Source organism: Rhizobium sp. 25PS6 (assembly GCF_032464655.1).
GTDB classification, from domain to species: domain Bacteria; phylum Pseudomonadota; class Alphaproteobacteria; order Rhizobiales; family Rhizobiaceae; genus Rhizobium; species Rhizobium laguerreae.
Map to the genome: position 1 here is coordinate 17,215 of NZ_JAWDIV010000034.1, position 21,223 is coordinate 38,437.

Consider the following 21,223-nt stretch of genomic DNA (forward strand, 5'->3'; position numbering starts at 1 on the left):
ATCTGGACTGAAGCGGGGAGCGGCCGCAAGGCAGCTTTGTCTGGAAAAAAGCGGCCGCCGATGCAGTTCGGGCAATCGGCGGCCCAGAGGGGCGGATTGTCAAGGATCCGCCTCTTGCTCAGGAGGTTTTATTTAATGTAGCCGGCCTTGGTCATTTCGCGGGTGGCCAGCTGCTGTGCGCTCTGCAACGCCTGATCGACCGAAAGCTGGCCGGCAAGGGCTGCCGAGAACTGCTGACCGATCGCCGTGCCGATACCCTGGAATTCCGGGATCGCCACGAACTGGACGCCGACATAGGGGACCGGCTTGACGGTCGGCTTGCTCGGATCGGCCGAGTTAATCGAGTCGATCGTCGTCTTGGCGAAGGGAGCCGCCTTCTGGTATTCCGCATTCGCATAGAGCGAGGCGCGGGTGCCCGGAGGTGCGTTCAGCCAGCCGTCCTTCTCGGCGACGAGGTTGGTGTAATCCTTGCTCGTGGCCCACGCGACGAACTTCTCGGCGGCTTCGGCCTTCTGCGAACCTGCCGGGATGGCAAGGCTCCAGGCCCACAGCCAGTTGCCGCGTTTGCCGAGACCCTTGTCGGGAGCCAGCGCAAAGCCGACCTTGTCGGCGACGGTCGATTCCTTCGGGTTGCTTACGAAGGATGCGGCAACGGTGGCATCGATCCACATGCCGCACTTGCCGGTCTGGAAGAGCGCCAGGTTCTCGTTGAAGCCGTTGGAGGAAGCGCCCGGAGGGCCGGCATCCTTCATCAGCTTGACGTAGAAGTCGAGCGTGTCCTTCCATTCCGGCTGGTCGAACTGCGGCTTCCAGCTTTCGTCGAACCAGCGGGCGCCGAAGGAGTTGGACATCGCCGTCAGGAATGCCATGTTCTCGCCCCAGCCGGCCTTGCCGCGCAGGCAGATGCCGTAGACTTCCTTGTCCTTGTCGGTGATCTTGCGGGCAGCGTCGGCAATGAAGTCCCAGGTCGGGGCGTCCGGCATCTTCAGGCCGGCAGCGTCGAACAGGTCCTTGCGGTACATGACCATCGAGCTTTCGCCGTAAAACGGCGCCGCATAAAGCTTGCCGTCCATGGTCAGGCCGCTGCGGATCGCCGGCAGCAGGTCGTCGACGTCGTAATTGGCGCCGAGATTGTCGAGCGGCACCAGCCAGCCCTGCTTTGCCCAGATCGGAACTTCATAAGTGCCGATCGTCAAGACGTCGTACTGGCCACCCTTGGTCGCGATGTCGGTCGTGACCTTCTGGCGCAGTACGTTCTCTTCCAGGGTTACCCATTCAAGGTCGATACCGGGATTCTTCGCCTTGAAATCATCCGTCAGCTTCTGCATTCGGATCATGTCGCCGTTGTTCACGGTTGCGATCGTCAGCGTTTCGGCCGAAGCCATACCGGCAAACGCCAGTGCTGAGCAGGCGCCCAGCAGAAAAGTTCTCAATGTCATAATCTTCCTCCCAGAAGATGGGGTGTGAGCATTCGCTTCGCTCATGGGCAATTACTCAACAAACAACAAAGAATGTCAATCGACAATCGTTGCTGCGATGCCGAAGGCGATAGCCATCCATTTGATTTTAATTAGAATAATTTTTGCTCAATTCCTGAGCAAAAACTCAGCCGTCTCTTCATCGGTGATCAAAGCATTGATTTGATGGCCGACAACGGCAGCCCTGATCGCCTTGAATTTGCGCTTGCCCTTGGCCAGCCCAATGACCATCGACGCGTCGCGGGACGGGATCGGCGCGGACGCGACGCGCTCGTTGATCGGGTTGTCGATCAACCTGCCGTCGACATCGAAGATCCAGCCGCAGATTTCGCCGACAGCCCCCCCGCGCATCAGCTCCATCATCTCGTCCTTCTCCAGAAAACCGTCGACGCAGAGCGGCCCATCGATGCCGAGCTCGCCGATGCCGACGAAGGTGACATCGGCTTGCGCGCTCATGTTAAGCGTCGAGCGCACCAGCTGTTGGCCATGCAGCAGCTCCCGCTCCTCCGCCGAGGTGACGAGCACCGGCAGCGGCATCGGATAGTGTCGCGCCTTTACGGCATCGGCCATGCTGAAGATGACGTTGTAATAGGCCGCCGATCCGTCCGGAGCGATATTACCGGTCAGCGAAACGATGCGGTGATTAGGACATTCGATCGCCGGCAGCTGGTCGACGGCCGCCTTCAGCGTGCGGCCGGTCCCGATGGCGAGCACGATCGGCTCGGCCCGTTTCAGCCACCGCTCGATCTCGGCCGCGGCTGCCTCGGCGATACCGACCGTCGTCGACGTCGACACGGGATCGCTCGGCACCACCTCCACATGTTTCAGCCCGAATTTCCGACGCAGCTGACTGCCGAGCTCCAGGCAGGCAGCGATCGGATGATCGAGCCGCACCTTGATCAGACGCTCGGCGACCGCCAGCGACACCAGCCGCTGCGCCGATTGCCGCGAGATGCCCATCGCAGCGGCGATTTCATCCTGCGTACGCCCGGCAACGTAGTAGAGCCAGCCGGCACGCGCCGCATCGTCCAGCCGTGCAGGGGTCTCGGATCTTTTTACCATCTATTGCCTACCGCGCAAAATGAGCCGGCGTGCCGCCGCCGAACATGATTTGAGTCTGTATCGCGCCAGATCAAAACAAAATTCCGGCAAATGTCGAGCCTGTTGCAAAGAGGTCGGCCAAATAACCGCCATCACTCAAGCAAATCCTGCTTGGGCAAACTCCGTTTAGGCAAACCATTGCACGACGAGATAGATCGCCGCCTTCACCAGACCGTAAATCACCCCGCCGGCAACGACGAGCGACACGGCCGTCATCACGAAGCCGATGAGCGCGAAGAGCCCGTCACGGCCCAAGATCCCGAAAGCGAAGACCGAGATCGTGACCGCCGGCAGGATATTGCCGAGCGGGACCGGCAGCAGCAGCACGATCGACAGCAGCAGGCATGCCGCCCCGGCAAGATATTCCGCCGGCGGCTCGGCGAAGATCGCAAGCCTCGGCTTCAGCATGCGCTCCGCCCAGGCGAGCCAGCGGTGGATGCGGCCGACAATCGTCTCGAAATCCTCCCGCCGCATCGAACGGTTGGCAATCACCTTCGGTAGCCAGGGTTTCAGCCCGAAGGTCAGCTGCGCTGCCAGGAAGACCAAGGGCGCCCCGAGCACCGCCGAGGTGCCGGGCGGAGTGGGAAAGGCGTTCGGCAGCGCGAAGATCAGCATCAACGCGCTGATCGCCCTGTCACCCATCGTATCGAACAGATCGCCGATCGAGATCCGTTCGCGGCTCTGATCGGCGGCCATCTGCCGCAGGATGGATGAGAGGCGGCGGCCTTTGGGACGTGGTCTTCGGCTTCTGCGTCTGTCGGTGTCGGCGTTTTCGATCGTCATGGGTCCGGGAACTGATGGAAGTCTAGGGTCGAATTCTGGCGATGCAATATGCCAATTGAATGACTTGTCGGGTTAGAAATTGGGGTGCCACAGGGCACGACCCTAAACCCGACGACACCGCAGCCGAATGAAGGCTTGAAATTCCCGGCCAACAGTGCGAGCAGACGCTCGGAGACCAGAAAAACGGCAGAGTGGCAATGATCATTTCATTCGACATCGGCGGCTCCGCCATCAAGGGCGGCATCGCCCGCTCCGCGACAGACATCCTTCCCCTCGGCCGCCGCCCGACGCCCAGGGATGATTTCGCAGCTTTCGTCGAAGCCCTGCGCGGCATCATCGCCGAGACCGGTGAGCAGCCAAGCCGCATCGCCCTTTCCATCGCCGGCGTCGTCGATCCCGATACGCAGCGCCTGATCTGCGCCAACATTCCCTGCATCCACGACCGTACGCTTGGCACCGACCTCGAAGCCGAGCTCGGCCTGCCGGTGCTGATCGCCAACGACGCCGACTGTTTCGCGATGGCCGAAGCCGGTCTCGGCGCCGGCCGCGGCCACCGCATCATCTTCGGCGCCATCCTCGGCACCGGCGTCGGCGGCGGCCTGGTTGCCGACGGGCGCCTCGTCAACGAGGCCGGCGGCTTTGCCGGCGAATGGGGTCACGGGCCGATCATCGCATCTGCAGCCGGCAATCCGCCCGTCGCCATTCCCGCCTATGCCTGCGGCTGCGGCCAGAGGGGCTGCGTCGACACCGTCGGCGGCGCCCGCGGCCTGGAGCGCCTGCACAAGACGCTGCACGATCTCGACCTTGCCAGCGAGGAGATTATCGCTCAGTGGCGCCATGGAGAGGAGAAGGCGACACGGACGATCGACGTCTATGTCGATCTCGTCGCCTCGCCCTTGGCGCTGACGATCAACATCACCGGCGCGACCATCGTGCCGGTCGGCGGCGGGCTTTCCAATGTCGAGCCGCTGCTTGCCGAGCTCGACCACGCCGTGCGCGCCCGCATCCTGCGCAAGTTCGATCGCCCGCTGGTGGTGCGCAGCGAATGCCGCATCGAACCCGGCCTGATCGGCGCGGCACTTTTGGGGCTGAAGGCGGAAGCAGCGGCTCCTTAAAGTATCGGCCACATCCGGATGATCGCGGCGAATCGATCCCAGTCCTTGCGTGCAGAAGGCGTCCAGGCAGCCTCGGCGATTGCCGGGAGCCGCGGAAAAACCAGCCGGTTGAAATAGGCGCGGGAAAGGAAGTTCTCGGTCCAGATGCATGCCTGGATGCCGCGCATCTTCTCCCTTAGCACCTCCGGCAGCTCGCCCTCGGCCTCGTAAGCGTAGGTATGTTCCGGCGGTGCGTGGCCCGCCCAGCTGGCGCCCGGCTCGGCCCAGACCTCCGCCTGCGCCATGTCGAGATAATAGGCTTGCCCCGGTGTCATCACCACGTTGTAGCCTTCCTGTGCCAGCTCGATGCCGACCTCGGACTTTTCCCAGGCCATCAGCAACGTGCCGTCGCGATCGACCCCGCCGCCGTGCGAGACCTCGTTCCAGCCGACGAGTTTCTTGCCGCGCTCCGACAGCATGGCTTTGATACGCTTGAGGAAATAGGATTGCAGCTCGGCGGTGCCGGCAAGTTTCTCCCGCTCCATCAGTGCCTTGCAGAGCGGCGAGGAGAGCCAGGAGCCATGCGCCACTTCGTCGCCGCCGATATGAAGGTACTCGCCGGGAAACAGCGTCACCATCTCGTCGAACACCTTGCCGAGAAATTCATAGGTGAATTCCACCCCCGGATTGAGGGCGTTGTTCGGATAACCCTGCACCGAGCGGTAACTATCCGGCGCCTCCTGCCCGTCGACGAGCTCGGGCAGTGAGAACAGCGTCGCCATGCTGTGGCCCGGAATATCGATTTCCGGCACCACCTCGATATGCAGCGAGGCTGCATGCGCAACGACCCGCCTGGCGTCCTCCTGCGTGTAGTGGCCGGCGCGCGTTTGCGCTCCGTCGCCAAGCTGCGGCACGAGCACTTCATCCGGCCCGCGCCGGGCGCCGATCTCCGTCAGCGCGGGATAGGCCTTGATCTCCAGCCGCCATGCTTCGTCGTCCGTCAGATGCCAGTGAAAGATGTTGAGCTTGTTCCAGGCGAGAATATCGATCAGCCGCGCGACGTCCGCCACCGGATAGAACTGCCTGGACACATCGAGGTGGCAGCCGCGCCAGTCATAACGCGGCTGGTCGGCGATCGTGCCGAAACTGGGGAATTTGAAGCGCTCGCGATCGGCGCGGGCGCCGTGTAGCAGCTGCGCCAGGCTGATCAGCCCGTAATGCCGCCCGGCGGCATCCGCACTCGAAAGCACGATCTCATGTCCGGTAAAACGCAATTCGTAGGCGAAGGCGGCGATCGACGATTCGGTGACGAAACGAATGGCCCGCCCGCCTTCGACGGCACTGAGCGAAAACGGCATATTGTCGGCCGGATAGAGCCGCTGGTAAAGCTCCAGAACCAGCGAGAGCGCCTTGACCGCATCGGGCCGCGTCCGCTCGGCCGGATAAAGGACGACCGGCAGCTCTCCCGCCTTCAGCCCGAGCGCCAGCGGCCAAGGCAGCAGCGAATAAGGTTCCTCGGCCCGGCCCGGCGGCAGAAGCGGCGGCGCCACGCCACCATCCCGGCCTTCGAGCATGAGATCGCCGAAACCAACAGGAACGTGGCGTCCGTCGCCAAGTGTCAGATAGGCCGATTTGACGCCCGATGTCATATGTTTCGGCGCCCTGGTCAGCCCCTCGACGCTGAACCGCCAGCGCCCGCCGGGCGGCACGCTCAGCCCCTCGGGCGGCAGGAATTCGTGGAAATGCGCGACCCGCCGCTTCAGGCTGCCGCCGTCGCAGACATGTTTGTCGGCAACCCGCGTCTCTGACGTATAGGCCAGCAAGAAGCCGGACAGCGGCTCGGTCGAAAGATTGAAAAGCGTGACGGTGAGGCGCCCGAAACTGCCCTCGATCGGGCTCCAGCTTGCGTCCAGATGGTAATCGGCCATGGTCGTGCGCTGCCTCGTCGCTGAGTGGCCGGGATCGCGGTTGGTCTCCCGGCATGCGTTCGCAGCTTAGCTTTTTCGAGGCGGCAATGGAATCGGCGCGCAACTCCAAGACGGAGCAGGCAGTAAAGAGTGCGCGGCGCTGAGGCAGCGACGCGCTTTGATGAGGAAGCTTTGACCTGGAAGGAAAACGGCGCGGCTTTCGCCGCGCCGTCCTCACTCTGCTGCCAACGCCGGCGGATGTCTGTCATCCGCCTCTTCCTGGATGGCGTCGGCATGCTGGCCTGGCTCGTCCCTTGCTTTCGGCTCCCGGCCGAAGAAAAGGGCGTAACCGGCGGGCAGAACCAGAATGGTAAGCACGGTCGCAACCAGGATGCCGCCCATCATCGCGTAGGCGAGCGGACCCCAGAAGACACCGCGCGAAATCGGAATCAGCGCCAGCACGGCGGTCAGCGCCGTCAGCATGATCGGCCGGAAACGCCGTACGGCCGCGCCGACGATCGCCTCCTGCCGGTGCATGCCGGCCTTGATATCCTGGTCGATCTGATCGACCAGGATGATCGAGTTGCGCATGATGATGCCGAGCAGCGCGATGACCCCGAGGATCGCCACGAAGCCGAAGGGCGCGCCGCTGACCAGCAATGCGGCAGCAGCACCGATGATCCCGAGCGGACCGGTGGCGAGCACCAGCATCGCCTTGCCGAAATGCTGCAGCTGCACCATCAACAGCACGATGATGACGGCGAGCATGATCGGCGCCTTGGCGGCGATCGACATCTGGCTCTCCGCCGCATCTTCGGCGCCGCCCTGGATCTCGACATTGTAGCCGGCAGGCAGGCTGTCGCGCAGGTCCTTCATGTCGGCATACATCTTCATCACCACGTCGTTCGCCTGCACATCGTCAGGCAGCGTGGCGCGCACGGTGATCGTCGGCAGGCGGTTGCGCCGCCATTCGATGCCCTGCTCCATGACGGGCACGACCTTGGCGACCTGCGAGACAGGCACGAAGCCGCCGAAATCCGTCGGCACATAGACCGAGTTGACCGCCGACAGCAGCGAGCGGCTGGCATCCGGCTCGCGGGCGACGATCGAGACCGTCTCCTCGCCGTCGCGGAAATCGTCGAGCGCAGCCCCCGACATGGCGGTCTGCAGCATCTGGCGCACGCGCTGCGAGGTGACGCCGAGTGCTCGGGCGCGGTCCTGGTCGATCACTAGCTTCATCCCCGGCACCTCTTCCAGCCAGTCGTCATGGATGGCGCCGAGCATCGGATTGGCCTGGAAGCGCGCCTTTACCTGATCGGCGATCTCCCTGACTTCCTGGCGGTCGGGCCCCATGACGCGCATCTGCACCGGCCAGCCGGTCGGCGGACCGAGGAAGAGGCGGTCGACCTTGCCGCGAATATCGGGGAAGTCTTCCGCAAGGATCGTCCGCAGCCTGACGATCAGCCGCTCGCGTGCCGGTTCGTCATTGGCCATGACGAGCAGCTGAGCGAAGTTCGGATTGCGCAGCTGCTGGTCGAGCGGCAGGAAGAAGCGCGGCGCGCCTTCGCCGATATAGGTGGCGATGAACCGCTTGTCGGGATCATCCATCATCTTGGCTTCCAGCGCCTTTGCCTGCACCTCGACTTCCTTGATGCTGGTGCCCTCGGGCAGCCAGAGATCGACGAGAATTTCCGGCCGCGAAGATTGCGGGAAGAAATTCTGCGGAATGAACTGGAAGGCCCAGAGGCTGGTGACGAAGGTGCCAAGCGTCAGCAACAGCACGATGACTCGGTGGCGCACCGCCCAGCCGACCGTGCTGCGCAGCCGACGGTAGAAGCCGGTGTCGAAGGCGTCGTGATGCTCGCCAGCGTGATGGCGCTGCTTGAGGATCATATAGCCGAGCCACGGCGTGAAGTAGACCGCGACGAACCACGAGGTGACGAGCGCGATGCCGACGACGTAGAACAGAGACCGCACATATTCGCCGGCCGTCGAGGCGGCGAAGCCGACGGGAATGAAGCCGGCCGTGGTGATCAGCGTGCCGGTCAGCATCGGGAAGGCGGTCGAGGAATAGGCAAAGCTTGCCGCCTCGATCTTGACGAGCCCCTCCTCCAGCTTTCGCTCCATCATCTCGACGACGATCATCGCATCGTCGACAAGCAGGCCGAGCGCGATGATCAGCGCGCCGAGCGAGATGCGCTGCAGGTCGATGCCGAGTTCGTACATCAGCGCAAAAGTGGCTGCGAGCACCAGTGGAATGGCGATGGCGATGACGAGACCCGATCGCCAGCCGATCGACACGAACGAGACGACCAGCACGATGATGAGAGCTTCGCCGAGCGCATGCATGAATTCGCTGACCGCATCCGTCACCACGTCGGGCTGGTTGGCGATCTGATCGACGGCGACGCCGTAGGGCAGCGCCTCTTCGAAACGCTGATAGGTCGCCTCTACGCCCTTGCCGACATCGGTCACATTGAAGCCCTTGGCCATCACGACGCCGACCTGAACGCTGTCGTGGCCGTTGAAACGGTACTTGCGCTGGTAGGGATCTTCGAGACCGGGACTGACGGTGGCGATATCGCCGAGGCGCGTCACCTGGCCGCCGGCGCGAAGGCGCAGCTCGCGGATATCGGCCGCCTTCTTCACGTCGCCTTCGACCGAGATGCGCACCGAGCGCAGGCCGGTATCGACCGAGCCGGCCGGATCGACATTGTTTTGGCCCTTGATGGCGTTCTGCAGATCGAGGATCGTCAGGCCGCGCTCGGCGAGCGCCTTGGATGAGACGTCGATATAGATCTTCTCAGGCTGGTCGCCGATGATGACGGCTTTCTCGACGCCCGGCGTCGTCAGCAGCATGTCGCGCGCCTGGATCGCGAATTTCTTCAGTTCCGGATAGGAATAACCGTCGCCGCTGATCGAATGCAGTGTGATGAAGGTGTCGCCGAACTCGTCGTTGAAATAGGGGCCGAGCAGGCCCTGCGGCAGCTCGCTGGATATGTCGCCGACCTTCTTGCGTACCTGGTAGAAGGCATCCGCCACTTCTTCCGAATTCGTGTCGCCCTTGACCTGCAGGGTGATGATCGCGCTGCCTGCACGCGTATAGGACTTGACCCAGTCGATATGCGGTGTTTCCTGCAGCTTGCGCTCGATCTTGTTGACGACCTGATCTTCCATTTCCTGAATGGAAGCGCCCGGCCAGATCGCCTGAACGACCATGACGCGGAAGGTGAATTCGGGGTCCTCGCGCTGGCCCATGCGCATCAGGCCGAGCACGCCGGTGATGATGATCAGTCCGAAGAGGAAGCGGGCGATGCTCGGATGTCCGATCGCCCAGCGCGACAGATTGAAGGGCCGCTTTTCGGTGGTGGCGTCCATGGTCCTGTTCTCTCTTTATCGCGCGTTCAGCGGACGGTCTGGTCCGTGGCAGCCAGGGCCGACTGCTGGTCCGGCACCTTCACCTTCAGGTTTTCGCTCATGAACTGCGTGCCGGCTGAAACGACGAGATCGCCGGTATCGAGACCCTCAGTCACATGCACGCCGTCGCCGGTGAAATCGGCGACCTTGATGTCGCGGCCATGCACGGTCGCCGTGTCGCGGTCGACGGTCCAGACCATCTGCTTGCCGTCCTTTTCAGCCAGTGCGCTGAGCGGAATCGAGACATAGCTGTTGCTATTGCTGACGTCGGCCTCGATCGTCGCCGTCATGCCGAGCAAGACGCGCGGATCGTTCGGCAGGCTCACGCGGACCGCAAAGGTACGCGACTGCTGGTCGGCGCTTCCGGAAACCTCCCGCACCTTGCCGTCGAGCACCAGCCTGTCGTCGGCCCAGAAGCTTGCCTTGACTGTCTTACCCGGCTTGAATTCGGCAATGTCGTTTTCCGGAACGGCGATCTGCACTTCCTTTTCGCCGTCGACGGCAACGGCGACGACGGGAGTGCCCGACGCAACGACCTGGCCGACATCGGCATTGATCGTCGTGACAATCCCGTTGTGGTCGGCCTTCAGCTCCGCATAACTCACCTGGTTCTTCGCCTGATCGAGCGCCGAGACGGCGGCATCGCGGCTTGAAACGGCCTGATCGTAACTGAGCGACGCTTGCTCGAGCTGGGATTTCGGCGAAACATTCTTGTCGAACAGCTGCTGATTGCGCTTGTTCACGAGATCGGCGGTTTCCACGCCTTTTTCAGCGGCTGCGAGATTGGCTTCCGCCGTCTTGACCGCCAACTGGTAATCGGTGGAGTCCATCCGAGCGAGCACGTCGCCCGGCTTCACCTTGTCGCCGATATCGACGAGGCGTTCGGTGATCTTGCCGGCGACGCGAAATCCGAGGTTCATCTCCGTGCGCGCCTTGACCGAGCCCGAATAGTCGAGCTTGCGGGTGTCGCCGGCCTTGGCGATCTCGACGACCTTCACCGGCCGGATGACTTGCTTGACCTCAGCCTTCTCTTCCGAGCAGGCTGAAACGCCGATGCCGATGGCGCCGAAGAGCATGAGACTGGCGACGGACGGCATGCGATGGCTGAGGGTCTTGAGCGAAAACATCTTTCGCACTCCTGGATCGTTTGGGGTTTCGGTGGCGGCTGCCGTCCATTATTTCTTCAGCGCCCTGATCACATAACTGATCAGCTCGTCGACGCTTGCGCGGTTCGTTTTGGCAAGACATTGCGCCACCATTTGCGGATGGCAGAGAGTGTTCGTCGCAGCACCAAAGCAGCGCGAGGCAACCACCGGGTCCTGCTCGGCGAATTCCCCGGCTGCAATGCCTTCGGCGATGATTTCGGCAATGAGATCATGAACACGATCCATATGCTTTTCGATGACATGCCAGTCGCGCTCGATGGCGACCACGATCATCTCGTGCACCTTCATCTCGTCCAGCATCAGATCGAGCGTCAACTGATGCTGGGTCTCGACATAGCGGCGCAGCCGCTCGCTGGCGCTGATCGGCTGATGGCGAATGTCGTAGGCAATTTGATAAGCGGTGGCGAGCATGCGCCCGCAGAGCGCCTGGTGAATTTCGACTTTGGAGGCGAAGAAGCGATAGATATTGGCTGGCGACATGCCGAGATCGCGGGCAATGTCGGCCACCGTCGTCTTGCTGTAGCCATAGTGCCGAAACAGCCGCTCGGCCGCGTCGAGAATGCGGGTCACATTCTCCTGCCGCGCGATGTCCAGCGTATTTTCCGCGATGTCGTTCATAAGTTTCGGGACCTGAATTACGACTGACGATTTTCGAATTTCGTCAGTCGTAAAATATCAGGCGTTACTTGTCAACATGCTGTAGCGCAGCATAAGGCTTTGCGAAACGAGCGCAGTCCGGCGGAAGCAACAACTCGAGCCGGAATAGGGGACGCCGACAATGGGTGCACCAAATACAAAGCGCCGCGGCGACAAGCACGCGGCACTTCGTTGATGGAGTGACGAGTCAGACGACCTTGACGTCGAGTGTGATCGGAACGGAGGCGAGAGCCTTGGAAACCGGGCAGCCGGCTTTCGCCTTGTTGGCAAGTTCGGTGAAGGTCGCTTCATCGGCCCCGGGAATACGGCCGGAGAGCGAGAGATGGATGGCGGTGATGGCAAAGCCGCCCTCGACGCTTTCGAGCGTCACCTTGGCGGAGGTTTCCATATGCTCGGCGGTAAAGCCGGCTTCACCGAGGATCAACGACAGCGCCATCGTGAAGCAGCCGGCATGGGCGGCACCTATCAGCTCTTCCGGGTTGGTGCCGGGGATGCCTTCGAAGCGGCTTGCAAAGCCGTAGGGATAGTCCTTCAGGGCGCCGCTCTGCGTCGAGATCAGGCCTTTGCCGTCCTTGAGGCCACCGGTCCAATGGGCCGAAGCCGTGCGATTGATCTGCATGCCGTCCTCCTGTTTTCGATTGTGTTTTCAGAGCATGATGCCGAAAAGTGTGCGCGGTTTTCGGACAACATCATGCTCCAACTGTTTGTAGAAAGCGGCAGGGCGCCGCTCTGTGCCTGCGGGAGATCAGATAGCCTTCCCGATGGGCAATATAATGCTCTATGCCGAGAAGACGACAGGCATGTAAAAATTGCCGCGGTCGAAGCCCGTTCAAACGGGATGCTGCAGGACGCTGAGGCCGCCGTCGATTGTCAGGCAGGTGGCATTGATGAACGGGCACTCGTCGGAAATCATGAAAACGGCCGCCATGGCGATCTCCTCCGGTGTCGCGATGCGCCCGCCGGGATGCAGTTTCATCGTCTCGGCCTTTGCCGCCTTCGGATCAGGGAAGCCGTTCCAGTAATCGATCACCTTCTGCGTCGAGACGTAGCCCGGCGCCAACGCGTTCACGCGGACATTGCGGGCGGCATATTCCAGCCCTAAGGATTTCGTCATTCCAAGCAGGGCGTGTTTGGCCAGCGGATAGGGAAATGTGTGCGGGATAATAGTGAAAGCGTGCGTCGAGGCGATATTGAGGATAACGCCGCCGCCCTGCTCGATCAGGCCCGGCAATACCGCTTTGCAGCAGTTCCATGCGCCCTTCAGATTGATGTCGAAGCAGCGGTTCCATTCCTCGTCCGTCGTCTCGAGCGGTTCGGCGAAGACATTCACCCCGGCATTGTTGACGAGCGCGTTCAGCTGTCCGATCTCTTCATTCGCCTGGGCGACCAACATCGTGATCGTGCCGGCATCGGTAATATCGGCCGGCAGATAACCAAGCCGGCCGCCGCTGCTCTGGAGCTCTTTCGCTGCCTGCGCCAGCAGCGCCGCATCGCGATCGACGAGAAAGACGGCGGCATCCTCCCGCATGAAAGCCTTCGCCATCGCAAGCCCGATACCCTGCGCAGCACCTGTTATCAGGATGTTCTTGCCCTGCAGACGGCTGCCCATCTTATGATCCCTTCGGTTGAACCGGCAGCGCCGACATCAGGATCGTCACCGTGCCGGCAAGCGCCTCACCTGGCGCAAGCGACGTGAGCCCACCGAAATCAGGCAGATGGTGGCCGTTCGGCAGATGGCTCATCGGCTCAAGGCAGAAGAAGTCGCTCCGGTTGACCGGCATATACAGCATGAAGCGATCGAGCGCACCACCGGCTTCCAGCGCCGTCTGAATTCCAAGTTCCGGCCAGGCGATCGCAGCTCGCCCATTCCAACCCTCGAAGGCATTGTTCATCCATCTCTGCGGCAAAAGCTTTTCGGATCTGAAATCGAAATAACCCGGCACAGGGCCAGGCATCTCCGGCAGGTGGTCCGGCCGCTCGCTCCAATAGCGATCGGCCGCAATCGTCAGCCGCGTCTTTGGCGTGCGCGCAAAGAAGGGATGTTGACCGAGCCCGAAAGGAAGGGCGGCTTCGCCGCGGTTTTCCACGGAAAGTGTCAGCACCAGCGCATCGCCGGCGAGACGGATCTCCTGCCGGGTGAGATAGGCATAAGGTGAAACCCTGTCGGCGCTGCGGGAAAAGCAGAATTGCGCATGCTCCGGGCTGGAGTCTTCAAGCTGCCAGAGGCTGAGCCAGCCGTCGCCGTGCCGATAGAGCGGATCGGAAGTATTCGGCCGGAAGGCATAGTCGCGTCCGGCAAAGGACATGGTATTGCCTTCCACGCGGTTGCCAAACGGCACCATCGCGAAATTCGCCATCGCTCCATCCGGCCCGCCAGCCGCCACGAGAAAGGGCACGCCTCGATAGGTCGCGGCGGTGACGGCCGCACCCCGACGGCTGACCCGAACGGCGAGATCGCCGTGCCTCAGTTCGATGTCATCGCCGGTTTGTCCCTGGTTCATCCGCGCCGTCCCGCAGCCGAAGACCTCAAATTGTCGAGCAACACTGCGATCAACAGGATCAGCCCGCGGACCACATACTGATAGAACGCCTGGATATTCAAGAGGTTCATGACGTTTTCGGCAATGCCCATGATCAGCACGCCGACAATGACGCCGCTCATTGCCGCCCGGCCGCCGGCCAGCGAAACGCCGCCGAGGACGCAGGCAGAAATCACCGAAAGCTCAAGCCCTGTCGCCGCATTCGGCTGGCCGGAGGTGATGCGCGAGGCAAGCAGGATGCCGGCAATGCCGCAGACAAGCCCCTGCAGCGCAAAGATCCAGACCCGCATGTTGACGACATTGACGCCGGCAAGCCGCGAGGCCTCGGGATTGCCGCCGATCGCCAGGGTGTTTTTGCCGAAGACGGTGCGGTTGAGCACGAAACCGAAGAGAATGAAAAGGACCAACATGATCCAGATCGGCGTCGGCACCGTGAGAAATCGCGACAGGGCGAGCTGGTAGAAGGCCGGATCGTTGATGCCCACGGCGCGGCCATCGGACACGATCAGCGCCAGCCCGCGGACGATCTGCATGGTCGCAAGCGTGGTGATCAGCGCATTGATGCGAAAACGCGCAATGACGATACCGTTGACGAAACCGACGACGGCGCCGCACAGCAGGGCGGCGAGCAGCCCAATGGGAATAGAGCCTGTCGCATTGGAGACCATCACCGCGATCATGCCGGAGAAGGCGACGATTGATCCGACCGAAAGGTCGAAATCGCGCGAAGCCAGGCAGAACATCATCGTGCAGGCGACGATGCCGATCGTAACGACCGACTGCAGCAACCCCAGCATGTTTCGCTCGGTCAGGAAGTTCGGAACGAAGAGCGAGACGATCACGAAGGCGGCAGCAAAGATCACCACCAGCCCCTGTTCGCCGAGAAGAATTTTTTTCAACGAAATCATCGTCCGTATTCCTGGTCCTAAAGGGTGCCTGCGGCATTCTTGTCGGGAAGCGCTGCTGTCAGGATGCTGCGCTCGTCGAAATCCTGGCGGGCGACATTGGCCGCCACCCTGCCCTGGCACATCACCATGATGCGATCGGAGATGCCCATGACTTCGGGCAACTCGCTTGATATCACCACGATCGCCATGCCGCCGGCCGCAAGCTCGTAGAGGATTTCATAGATTTCCGATTTCGCTCCGACGTCGATGCCCCGCGTCGGCTCGTCGATGACGAGGACCTTGATCCCCTGCTCGGACAGCCAGCGGCCGAGAATGACCTTCTGCTGGTTGCCGCCCGAAAGGTTGATGATGTCCTGCTTGCGCGACGGCGTCCGCACCCGAAGCTTGGCGATGAACCGATCTGCCAGCGCCGCCTCTCGTCTCGGGCTCAGAATGCCGAAAGGCGAAAAATGCCGGCGCGATGAGATCGCGATATTCTCCTCGATTGATCGCCCTTGGATGATGCCGTCGAACTTGCGGTCCTCGGGGCAGAGCACCATTCCGGCATTGATCGCCGCCTTCGGATTATTCGGCGAAACGGCAACGCCATCGATCGTCACCTGGCCCTGATGCCTGGTGTCGGCGCCGTAAAGCAGCCGCGCCATCTCGCTGCGGCCGGCGCCGATCAGGCCGAAGAAACCGAGGATCTCGCCCTGGCGGACGGAAAAGCTGATCGGATGGCGTAGCCTCGGTCCCGACAGGCCCTTGACCTCCAGACGTATGCCGCCGAGCGGACGTTCGCGCCAGCCCCAGACATTGCTGATCTCGCGTCCGACCATTTCCGAGATGATCTGCTCTCGCGTGGTTTCAGCGATGTCAGGATGGTGGGCGGCAAGTTTACCGTCGCGCAGCACCGTCAGGCTGTCGCAAAGACGGAAGATCTCGTCGAGACGATGCGAGACGTAGAGGATGACCGTTCCCTTCGCCTTCAGCCTGTCGATGAGTGAAAACAGGATTTCGCTTTCACGCGAGGAAAGCGAGGAGGTTGGCTCGTCCAACGCGATCACCCGCGCATCGAGCATGACGGCCTTGGCGATCTCGACCATCTGCCGCGCACCGATCGAAAGGGCGGCGACCTTGGTCTGTGGATCGACATCGATGCCGATCTCCTCGAGCTTCGACCGCACCGTCTCGATCAGCGCCTTCGAATGGATGATGCCGCCCTTGGCGGGAAAGCGTCCAAGCCAGAGATTTTCGGCGACCGTCAACTCCGGAACGAGCTGCAGTTCCTGATGGATGACGATGACGCCGGCATGGAAAGCGTCGCGGACGGACCCGTATTTCTGCTCCCTGCCGTCGATGAGGATGTTGCCGCCATCGGTGGCCTGATCGCCTGACAGTACGCGGATCAGCGTTGATTTGCCGGCACCGTTTTCGCCCATCAGGCCGTGGACGGCGCCCTTCTCGACCGTGAAGGAAACATTCGCCAGCGCCTGCACGCCGGGATAACCCTTGGAGATATTGCTGAATTCGAGGAAAGCCATCATCGCTCCGTCGAGAAAGACCCGACGGCACGCTGAGCGGCCGCCGGACGATATCATCTTGGAAGGACGATCACTCGATGCCAAGATCCTTGCGGACCTTTTCGTAATCGTCGCGCAGTGCCAGGGAACCGGAGGTCAGCGTCAGCTTTGCCGGCTCCTTGTCGTTGGCAATCCAGTCGTACATGTTGAGCGCCGTCTCGTAGCCATGACGCTTCGGCGAGATGATGACGGTGCCGAAGAAGCCCGTCGGCGCCGGCTTCTTGAACTCGTTGATTGCCGACTCCGCGCCGCCAATGCCGACGCCGATGACGTTGGCCGCCGGAATGCCGACCGATTCGGAAGCACGGACGGCGCCGAGGACGGCTTCGTCGTTGAGGCCGAAGGCGACCCAGTATTTCACGTCGGCATGCTTGTTGAGAACGGTGGTCGCCGCGTTGAGCGCCGCTTCCGTATCCGTCTTCGCCTGTGGCGCATCATAGATGTTTTCGACCGGGAAGCCGGCGGACTTCAGCACCGACATCGCGCCTTCGACGCGGTCGACGGCCGTCGGCAGCTGGTCATAGGAGACCCGCACGGCGCCGACATTCTTCATGTCCCACCCGCGCTTCTTGATTTCGTCGACGATCGCCTGGCCGACGGTCTCGCCGATCTTGGTGGCTGAAATGCCCATATGTGGCACGTCTTCCAGCGGCTTGCCGTCGGCGCTGACGAGGCGGTCGTCGACCGTCATCAGCTTCAGCTGGTTGGCTTCGGCCTTGGCGACGATGCCGGGGCCGAGCTTGACGTCGGGCGTGCAGATGATGAAGCCCTGCGCACCCTGGGCGCCGAGATTATCGATCGCCGACTGGACCTTCTCGCCGTCTTCGGCGCCGATCTTAACGACGGTGAAGCCTTTTTCCTTGGCGGCTTGGTCGGCGAATTTCCATTCGTCCTGGAACCAAGGCTCCTCGGGCTGCTTGACGATGAACCCTATCTTGACGTCCGCGGAAAATGCCGAGCCGGCTGCCAGAATGGCGAAAGTGCCAGCCAAAATGGCTGCTTTGAACAAGCGCATGTCTCTCTCCCTAACTCTCAAAAACCGAGCCGCTGCCTCCCAGGCAACGTCCACTGAATTATGATAAATCATCATACCAGTCAATTGCCAATGTATGATGATTGGAATAATAGGATTATTGACGAGATGCCGGGAGGAAGCGTCGCAAAGCGGATCGAATTCGGATAATCAGGTTCGGTTGCCTAGCACGCGAGACAGAGCGGAGAGGTGAGTTGGAAACAATCGAGCGACAGAGCGGGGCCGAAAGCCGCCGCATCGAACGCCGGCCGCGCGTACGCCGCAACGTCACGGCGGCGATCGCTCAGGATATCTGTGCGGACCGCTATCCCGCGGGCTCGCCGCTGCCGCGCGAAAACGATCTCTGCGAACTCTACGGCGTCAGCCGCACCGTCATTCGCGAATCGCTGAAAGTGCTGGAGTCCAAGGGCCTGGTCCGCGGTAAGCCGCGCATCGGAACCACCGTCTGCGACAAGGACGACTGGAATATCCTGGACGCCGACGTGCTTCAATGGATGGGTCCCTATATCAAGGATTTCGACCTGCTCGGCTGCATTCTCGAAGCCCGCCGCACCATCGAGCCGGCAGCCGCCGAATATGCCGCCGAGCGCGCCAGCGCCCAGGAGATCGCCGATCTCGACAATGCCTGGCGGCAGATGCGCGACAGCGCCCGCGACCCGGAAAGCTTCACCGATGCCGACGTCATGTTCCACACGGTGCTGCTCACCGCCAGCCATAATCAGGTCTTCCGCCGCCTGTCGAGCGCCATTCACGCGGCGCTGAAATATGCCTTGCATGCCTCCAATATCGGTGTCGAGAATCGCGAGGATGCGGTGCTCGTTCATGGCCAGTTGGTCGAGGCCCTGCGCATGCGCGACAAGGCTGGCGCCCGCGAATGCGCCAACCGCATGCTCGATCTAGCGGTGCGCGATCTTGCCGCCGCCGAAAAAGCGATCGGCAGAACGAAATAACCGATCACGACAAATCTACGGACGCGCCGCCGATCGCAAACCCGGGAAGAGACTGAAAGAACAGCGATGAAGATCACCAAACTCACCACTTATATCGTCCCCCCGCGCTGGCTGTTTTTGAAGGTCGAGACCGACGAGGGCATCGTCGGCTGGGGCGAACCGGTCGTCGAAGGCCGTGCGCTCACCGTTCAGGCCGCCGTCCATGAGCTGGAAGACTACCTGATCGGCAAGGATCCTTTCCTGATCGAAGACCACTGGACCGTGATGTATCGCGGCGGCTTCTATCGCGGCGGCGCCGTCCACATGAGCGCGATCTCGGGCATCGACCAGGCGCTGTGGGACATCAAGGGCAAGGCACTCGGCCAACCGATCCATTCCCTGCTCGGCGGCCAGCTTCGTGATCGTATCAAGGTCTATTCCTGGATCGGCGGCGATCGGCCCTCGGATGTCGCCAACAATGCCAAGGAAGTGGTTGCCCGTGGTTTCAAGGCGATCAAGCTCAATGGCTGCGAGGAAATGCAGATCGTCGACACCAATGAGAAGGTGGAGAAAGCGGTCGAGACCATCGCCGCCATCCGCGAGGCGATCGGCCCGCATATCGGCATCGGCGTCGATTTCCACGGGCGCGTGCACAAGCCGATGGCGAAGGTTCTCGCCAAGGAGCTCGATCCCTACAAGCTGATGTTCATCGAAGAGCCGGTGCTTTCCGAAAACAAGGAAGCGCTGCGCGATATCGTCAACCACACCTCGACGCCGATTGCGCTCGGTGAACGGCTCTTTTCGCGCTGGGACTTCAAGCAGGTCCTTTCGGACGGCTACGTCGACATCATCCAGCCGGATCTCTCCCATGCCGGCGGCATCACCGAATGCCGCAAGATCGCAGCGATGGCCGAAGCCTACGACGTGGCGCTGGCGCCGCATTGCCCGCTGGGTCCGATCGCGCTTGCCGCCTGCCTGCAGGTCGATGCCGTCAGCTACAATGCCTTCATCCAGGAACAGAGCCTCGGCATCCACTACAACAAGGGCAACGACATTCTCGACTATATCTCCAACAAGGAGGTGTTCCAGTATGCCGATGGTTTCGTCTCGATCCCGCAGGGTCCAGGGCTCGGCATCGAGGTCGACGAGGCCTATGTTATCGAACGCGCCAAGGAGGGCCACCGCTGGCGCAACCCGATCTGGCGGCATGCCGACGGCAGCTTCGCCGAGTGGTGAACGCGCATAACCCCGAAAATCGGAGCCGATTTTCGGAAAGGATTATGCGCAACTCAAAGTGACAGGGTCGCGCGAGCGGCCCTTTTTCATTCCCCGTGTAGGATATCGCGTGTCCCGTCCGTCATAGTGGAAGCTCAAAGAGGAGATTTCAGGATGGCCAGAGCAATCGCAATCATCGTCGCCCGCATCATCTTCAGCTTCGTCTTCTTCATGGCCGCCGGCTTCAAGTTCGCCGATATCGGCGCAACGGCGGGCTATATCACTGCCGCCGGCTTTCCGATGGCGACATTCCTTACCTGGATCGCCGCCTTCTTCGAGATCGCGCTGGCGCTCGCTTTCATATCGGGGGCCTTCTTCACCGAGGCCAGCCTGCTCGCAGCCATCTATGTGATCTTCCTCGCCTTCGCCTTCCACGGTCCGTCCCTTTGGCAACAGAACCAGGCCGAATTCGGCTTCTTCATCGATCATTTTACCTTCCTTGCCGGTCTGCTCTTTGCCGCCGTCCACGGACCGGAGAGATGGGCGTTGAAGCAAACGCTTCTAAGATAACCGCGACGACCCGCCTCTTCCGGAACCAACTGCCGCGCCGAACAGTTGGCATGTCGGCAAAACGGCAAGGAGAGCCCCCCATGGAGCTGAAGGGAAAGATCGCACTGGTAACAGGCGCCGGTTCCGGCATCGGCAAAGCGGCCGCGTTGCGGCTCGCTGCCGAGGGTGCAAGGGTCGCAGCACTGAGCCGCACCGCCGACGAGGTCGAAAAGACCTGCGCCGAAATCAATGCCGCCGGCGGCGAGTCGATCGCGTTGACGGCAGATACCAGCGACGAAGCGCAAATGCGGGGCGCGGTCGCGCAACTGACCGACACCTTCGACGGCCTCGATATCGTTGTCGCCAATGCTGGGATCAACGGCGTCTGGGCGCCGATCGACGATCTGAAGCCGGATGAATGGGACAAGACCATCGCCGTCAATTTGCGCGGCACCTATCTGACCCTGCATCTGACGGTTCCGCATCTGAAGCGCCACGGCGGCTCGATCATCGTCGTCTCTTCGATCAATGGCACCCGCACCTTCACCACGCCGGGCGCCACCGCCTACACCGCAACCAAGGCGGGCCAGGTCGCCATGGTCCAGCAACTCGCCCTTGAACTCGGTCGACATGGCATCCGCGTCAATGCCGTCTGCCCCGGCGAGATCGAGACCAATATCGGCGCCAATACCGATAGCCGCCACCGCGAGGAGACGGAGGTTCCGGTCATCTGGCCTGAGGGCGATATCCCGATTGCCGGCGGCAAGGCAGGCAAGAGCGAGGATGTCGCCGAAACAATCCTTTTCCTCGCCTCCGACCGCGCACGGCACATCACCGGTACGCCGATCTGGATCGACGGCGGCCAGGGCCTGTTGCGATAGCCC

At 61.9% G+C, this 21,223-nt stretch carries 18 protein-coding genes; 5 read left to right on the plus strand and 13 right to left on the minus strand.

Features of this window, described 5'->3' with window-relative positions; translation table 11 throughout:
• Positions 1–128 precede the first annotated feature (128 nt).
• From RWK44_RS33320 to RWK44_RS33330, 3 genes are all read right to left on the minus strand, one after another.
• A complete protein-coding gene (locus RWK44_RS33320) occupies positions 129–1,439 on the minus strand; it encodes an ABC transporter substrate-binding protein (protein ID WP_025396110.1) in 1,311 nt (436 codons plus the stop codon).
• Positions 1,440–1,586: 147 nt separating this feature from the next.
• Positions 1,587–2,540: a sugar-binding transcriptional regulator gene (locus RWK44_RS33325; RefSeq protein WP_025396111.1), complete on the minus strand. Its 954-nt coding sequence runs from the start codon at positions 2,538–2,540 to the stop codon at positions 1,587–1,589.
• A gap of 165 nt (positions 2,541–2,705) precedes the next feature.
• The gene (locus tag RWK44_RS33330) at positions 2,706–3,284 is read right to left on the minus strand and encodes an exopolysaccharide biosynthesis protein (RefSeq protein WP_017995245.1); all 579 of its coding nucleotides are present in this window, start codon (positions 3,282–3,284) and stop codon (positions 2,706–2,708) included.
• Positions 3,285–3,559: 275 nt separating this feature from the next.
• Between RWK44_RS33330 and RWK44_RS33335 the strand changes: the two genes are divergently transcribed.
• Positions 3,560–4,477 (plus strand): ROK family protein, encoded by a 918-nt coding sequence (locus RWK44_RS33335; protein WP_316030037.1) that lies wholly within the window; start codon positions 3,560–3,562, stop codon positions 4,475–4,477.
• Here the strand turns inward: RWK44_RS33335 and RWK44_RS33340 are convergent.
• The 10 genes from RWK44_RS33340 to RWK44_RS33385 all read right to left on the minus strand — a co-directional run bounded on the left by RWK44_RS33340 (position 4,474) and on the right by RWK44_RS33385 (position 17,628).
• Positions 4,474–6,384, minus strand: a complete 1,911-nt coding sequence (locus tag RWK44_RS33340; protein WP_316030038.1) for a beta-N-acetylhexosaminidase — start codon at positions 6,382–6,384, stop codon at positions 4,474–4,476. The genes RWK44_RS33335 and RWK44_RS33340 overlap by 4 nt on opposite strands.
• A 213-nt stretch (positions 6,385–6,597) precedes the next feature.
• Entirely contained in the window at positions 6,598–9,741 is a 3,144-nt protein-coding gene (locus tag RWK44_RS33345) for an efflux RND transporter permease subunit (protein ID WP_168283055.1), read from the minus strand.
• A 26-nt stretch (positions 9,742–9,767) separates the two neighbouring features.
• On the minus strand, positions 9,768–10,907 hold the full coding sequence (locus RWK44_RS33350) for an efflux RND transporter periplasmic adaptor subunit (RefSeq protein ID WP_316030039.1): 1,140 nt from the start codon (positions 10,905–10,907) through the stop codon (positions 9,768–9,770).
• 48 nt (positions 10,908–10,955) lie between these two features.
• Positions 10,956–11,564, minus strand: a complete 609-nt coding sequence (locus RWK44_RS33355) for a TetR family transcriptional regulator (protein ID WP_072640492.1) — start codon at positions 11,562–11,564, stop codon at positions 10,956–10,958.
• Between the two features lie 226 nt (positions 11,565–11,790).
• Positions 11,791–12,222, minus strand: coding sequence for an OsmC family protein (locus RWK44_RS33360; RefSeq protein ID WP_017962203.1), 432 nt, complete (start codon positions 12,220–12,222; stop codon positions 11,791–11,793).
• A 210-nt stretch (positions 12,223–12,432) separates the two neighbouring features.
• Positions 12,433–13,212: an SDR family oxidoreductase gene (locus RWK44_RS33365; protein WP_131664486.1), complete on the minus strand. Its 780-nt coding sequence runs from the start codon at positions 13,210–13,212 to the stop codon at positions 12,433–12,435.
• A 1-nt stretch (position 13,213) separates the two neighbouring features.
• Positions 13,214–14,104 carry an aldose 1-epimerase gene (locus tag RWK44_RS33370; RefSeq protein ID WP_168258617.1) on the minus strand — a complete coding sequence of 297 codons (891 nt, stop codon included), beginning with the start codon at positions 14,102–14,104 and terminating at the stop codon, positions 13,214–13,216.
• Positions 14,101–15,051 carry an L-arabinose ABC transporter permease AraH gene (araH, locus tag RWK44_RS33375; RefSeq protein ID WP_131664488.1) on the minus strand — a complete coding sequence of 317 codons (951 nt, stop codon included), beginning with the start codon at positions 15,049–15,051 and terminating at the stop codon, positions 14,101–14,103. Before araH ends, RWK44_RS33370 begins: the two co-directional genes overlap by 4 nt.
• Positions 15,052–15,068: 17 nt before the next feature.
• Entirely contained in the window at positions 15,069–16,574 is a 1,506-nt protein-coding gene (gene araG / locus RWK44_RS33380; protein WP_131664511.1) for an L-arabinose ABC transporter ATP-binding protein AraG, read from the minus strand.
• Positions 16,575–16,644: 70 nt separating this feature from the next.
• Positions 16,645–17,628, minus strand: coding sequence for an arabinose ABC transporter substrate-binding protein (locus RWK44_RS33385; RefSeq protein WP_077979410.1), 984 nt, complete (start codon positions 17,626–17,628; stop codon positions 16,645–16,647).
• Between the two features lie 212 nt (positions 17,629–17,840).
• Here RWK44_RS33385 and RWK44_RS33390 point away from each other — a divergent pair, with 212 nt between their 5' ends.
• The 4 genes from RWK44_RS33390 to RWK44_RS33405 all read left to right on the plus strand — a co-directional run bounded on the left by RWK44_RS33390 (position 17,841) and on the right by RWK44_RS33405 (position 21,220).
• Complete coding sequence (locus RWK44_RS33390) at positions 17,841–18,596, plus strand: FadR/GntR family transcriptional regulator (RefSeq protein WP_131629359.1); 756 nt, start codon at positions 17,841–17,843, stop codon at positions 18,594–18,596.
• Between the two features lie 66 nt (positions 18,597–18,662).
• Positions 18,663–19,811, plus strand: a complete 1,149-nt coding sequence (gene dgoD / locus RWK44_RS33395) for a galactonate dehydratase (protein WP_011653629.1) — start codon at positions 18,663–18,665, stop codon at positions 19,809–19,811.
• Between the two features lie 153 nt (positions 19,812–19,964).
• Positions 19,965–20,360 (plus strand): DoxX family protein, encoded by a 396-nt coding sequence (locus tag RWK44_RS33400; RefSeq protein ID WP_025396124.1) that lies wholly within the window; start codon positions 19,965–19,967, stop codon positions 20,358–20,360.
• Between the two features lie 80 nt (positions 20,361–20,440).
• Complete coding sequence (locus tag RWK44_RS33405; protein ID WP_131664489.1) at positions 20,441–21,220, plus strand: SDR family oxidoreductase; 780 nt, start codon at positions 20,441–20,443, stop codon at positions 21,218–21,220.
• The last annotated feature ends 3 nt before the right edge of the window (positions 21,221–21,223 follow it).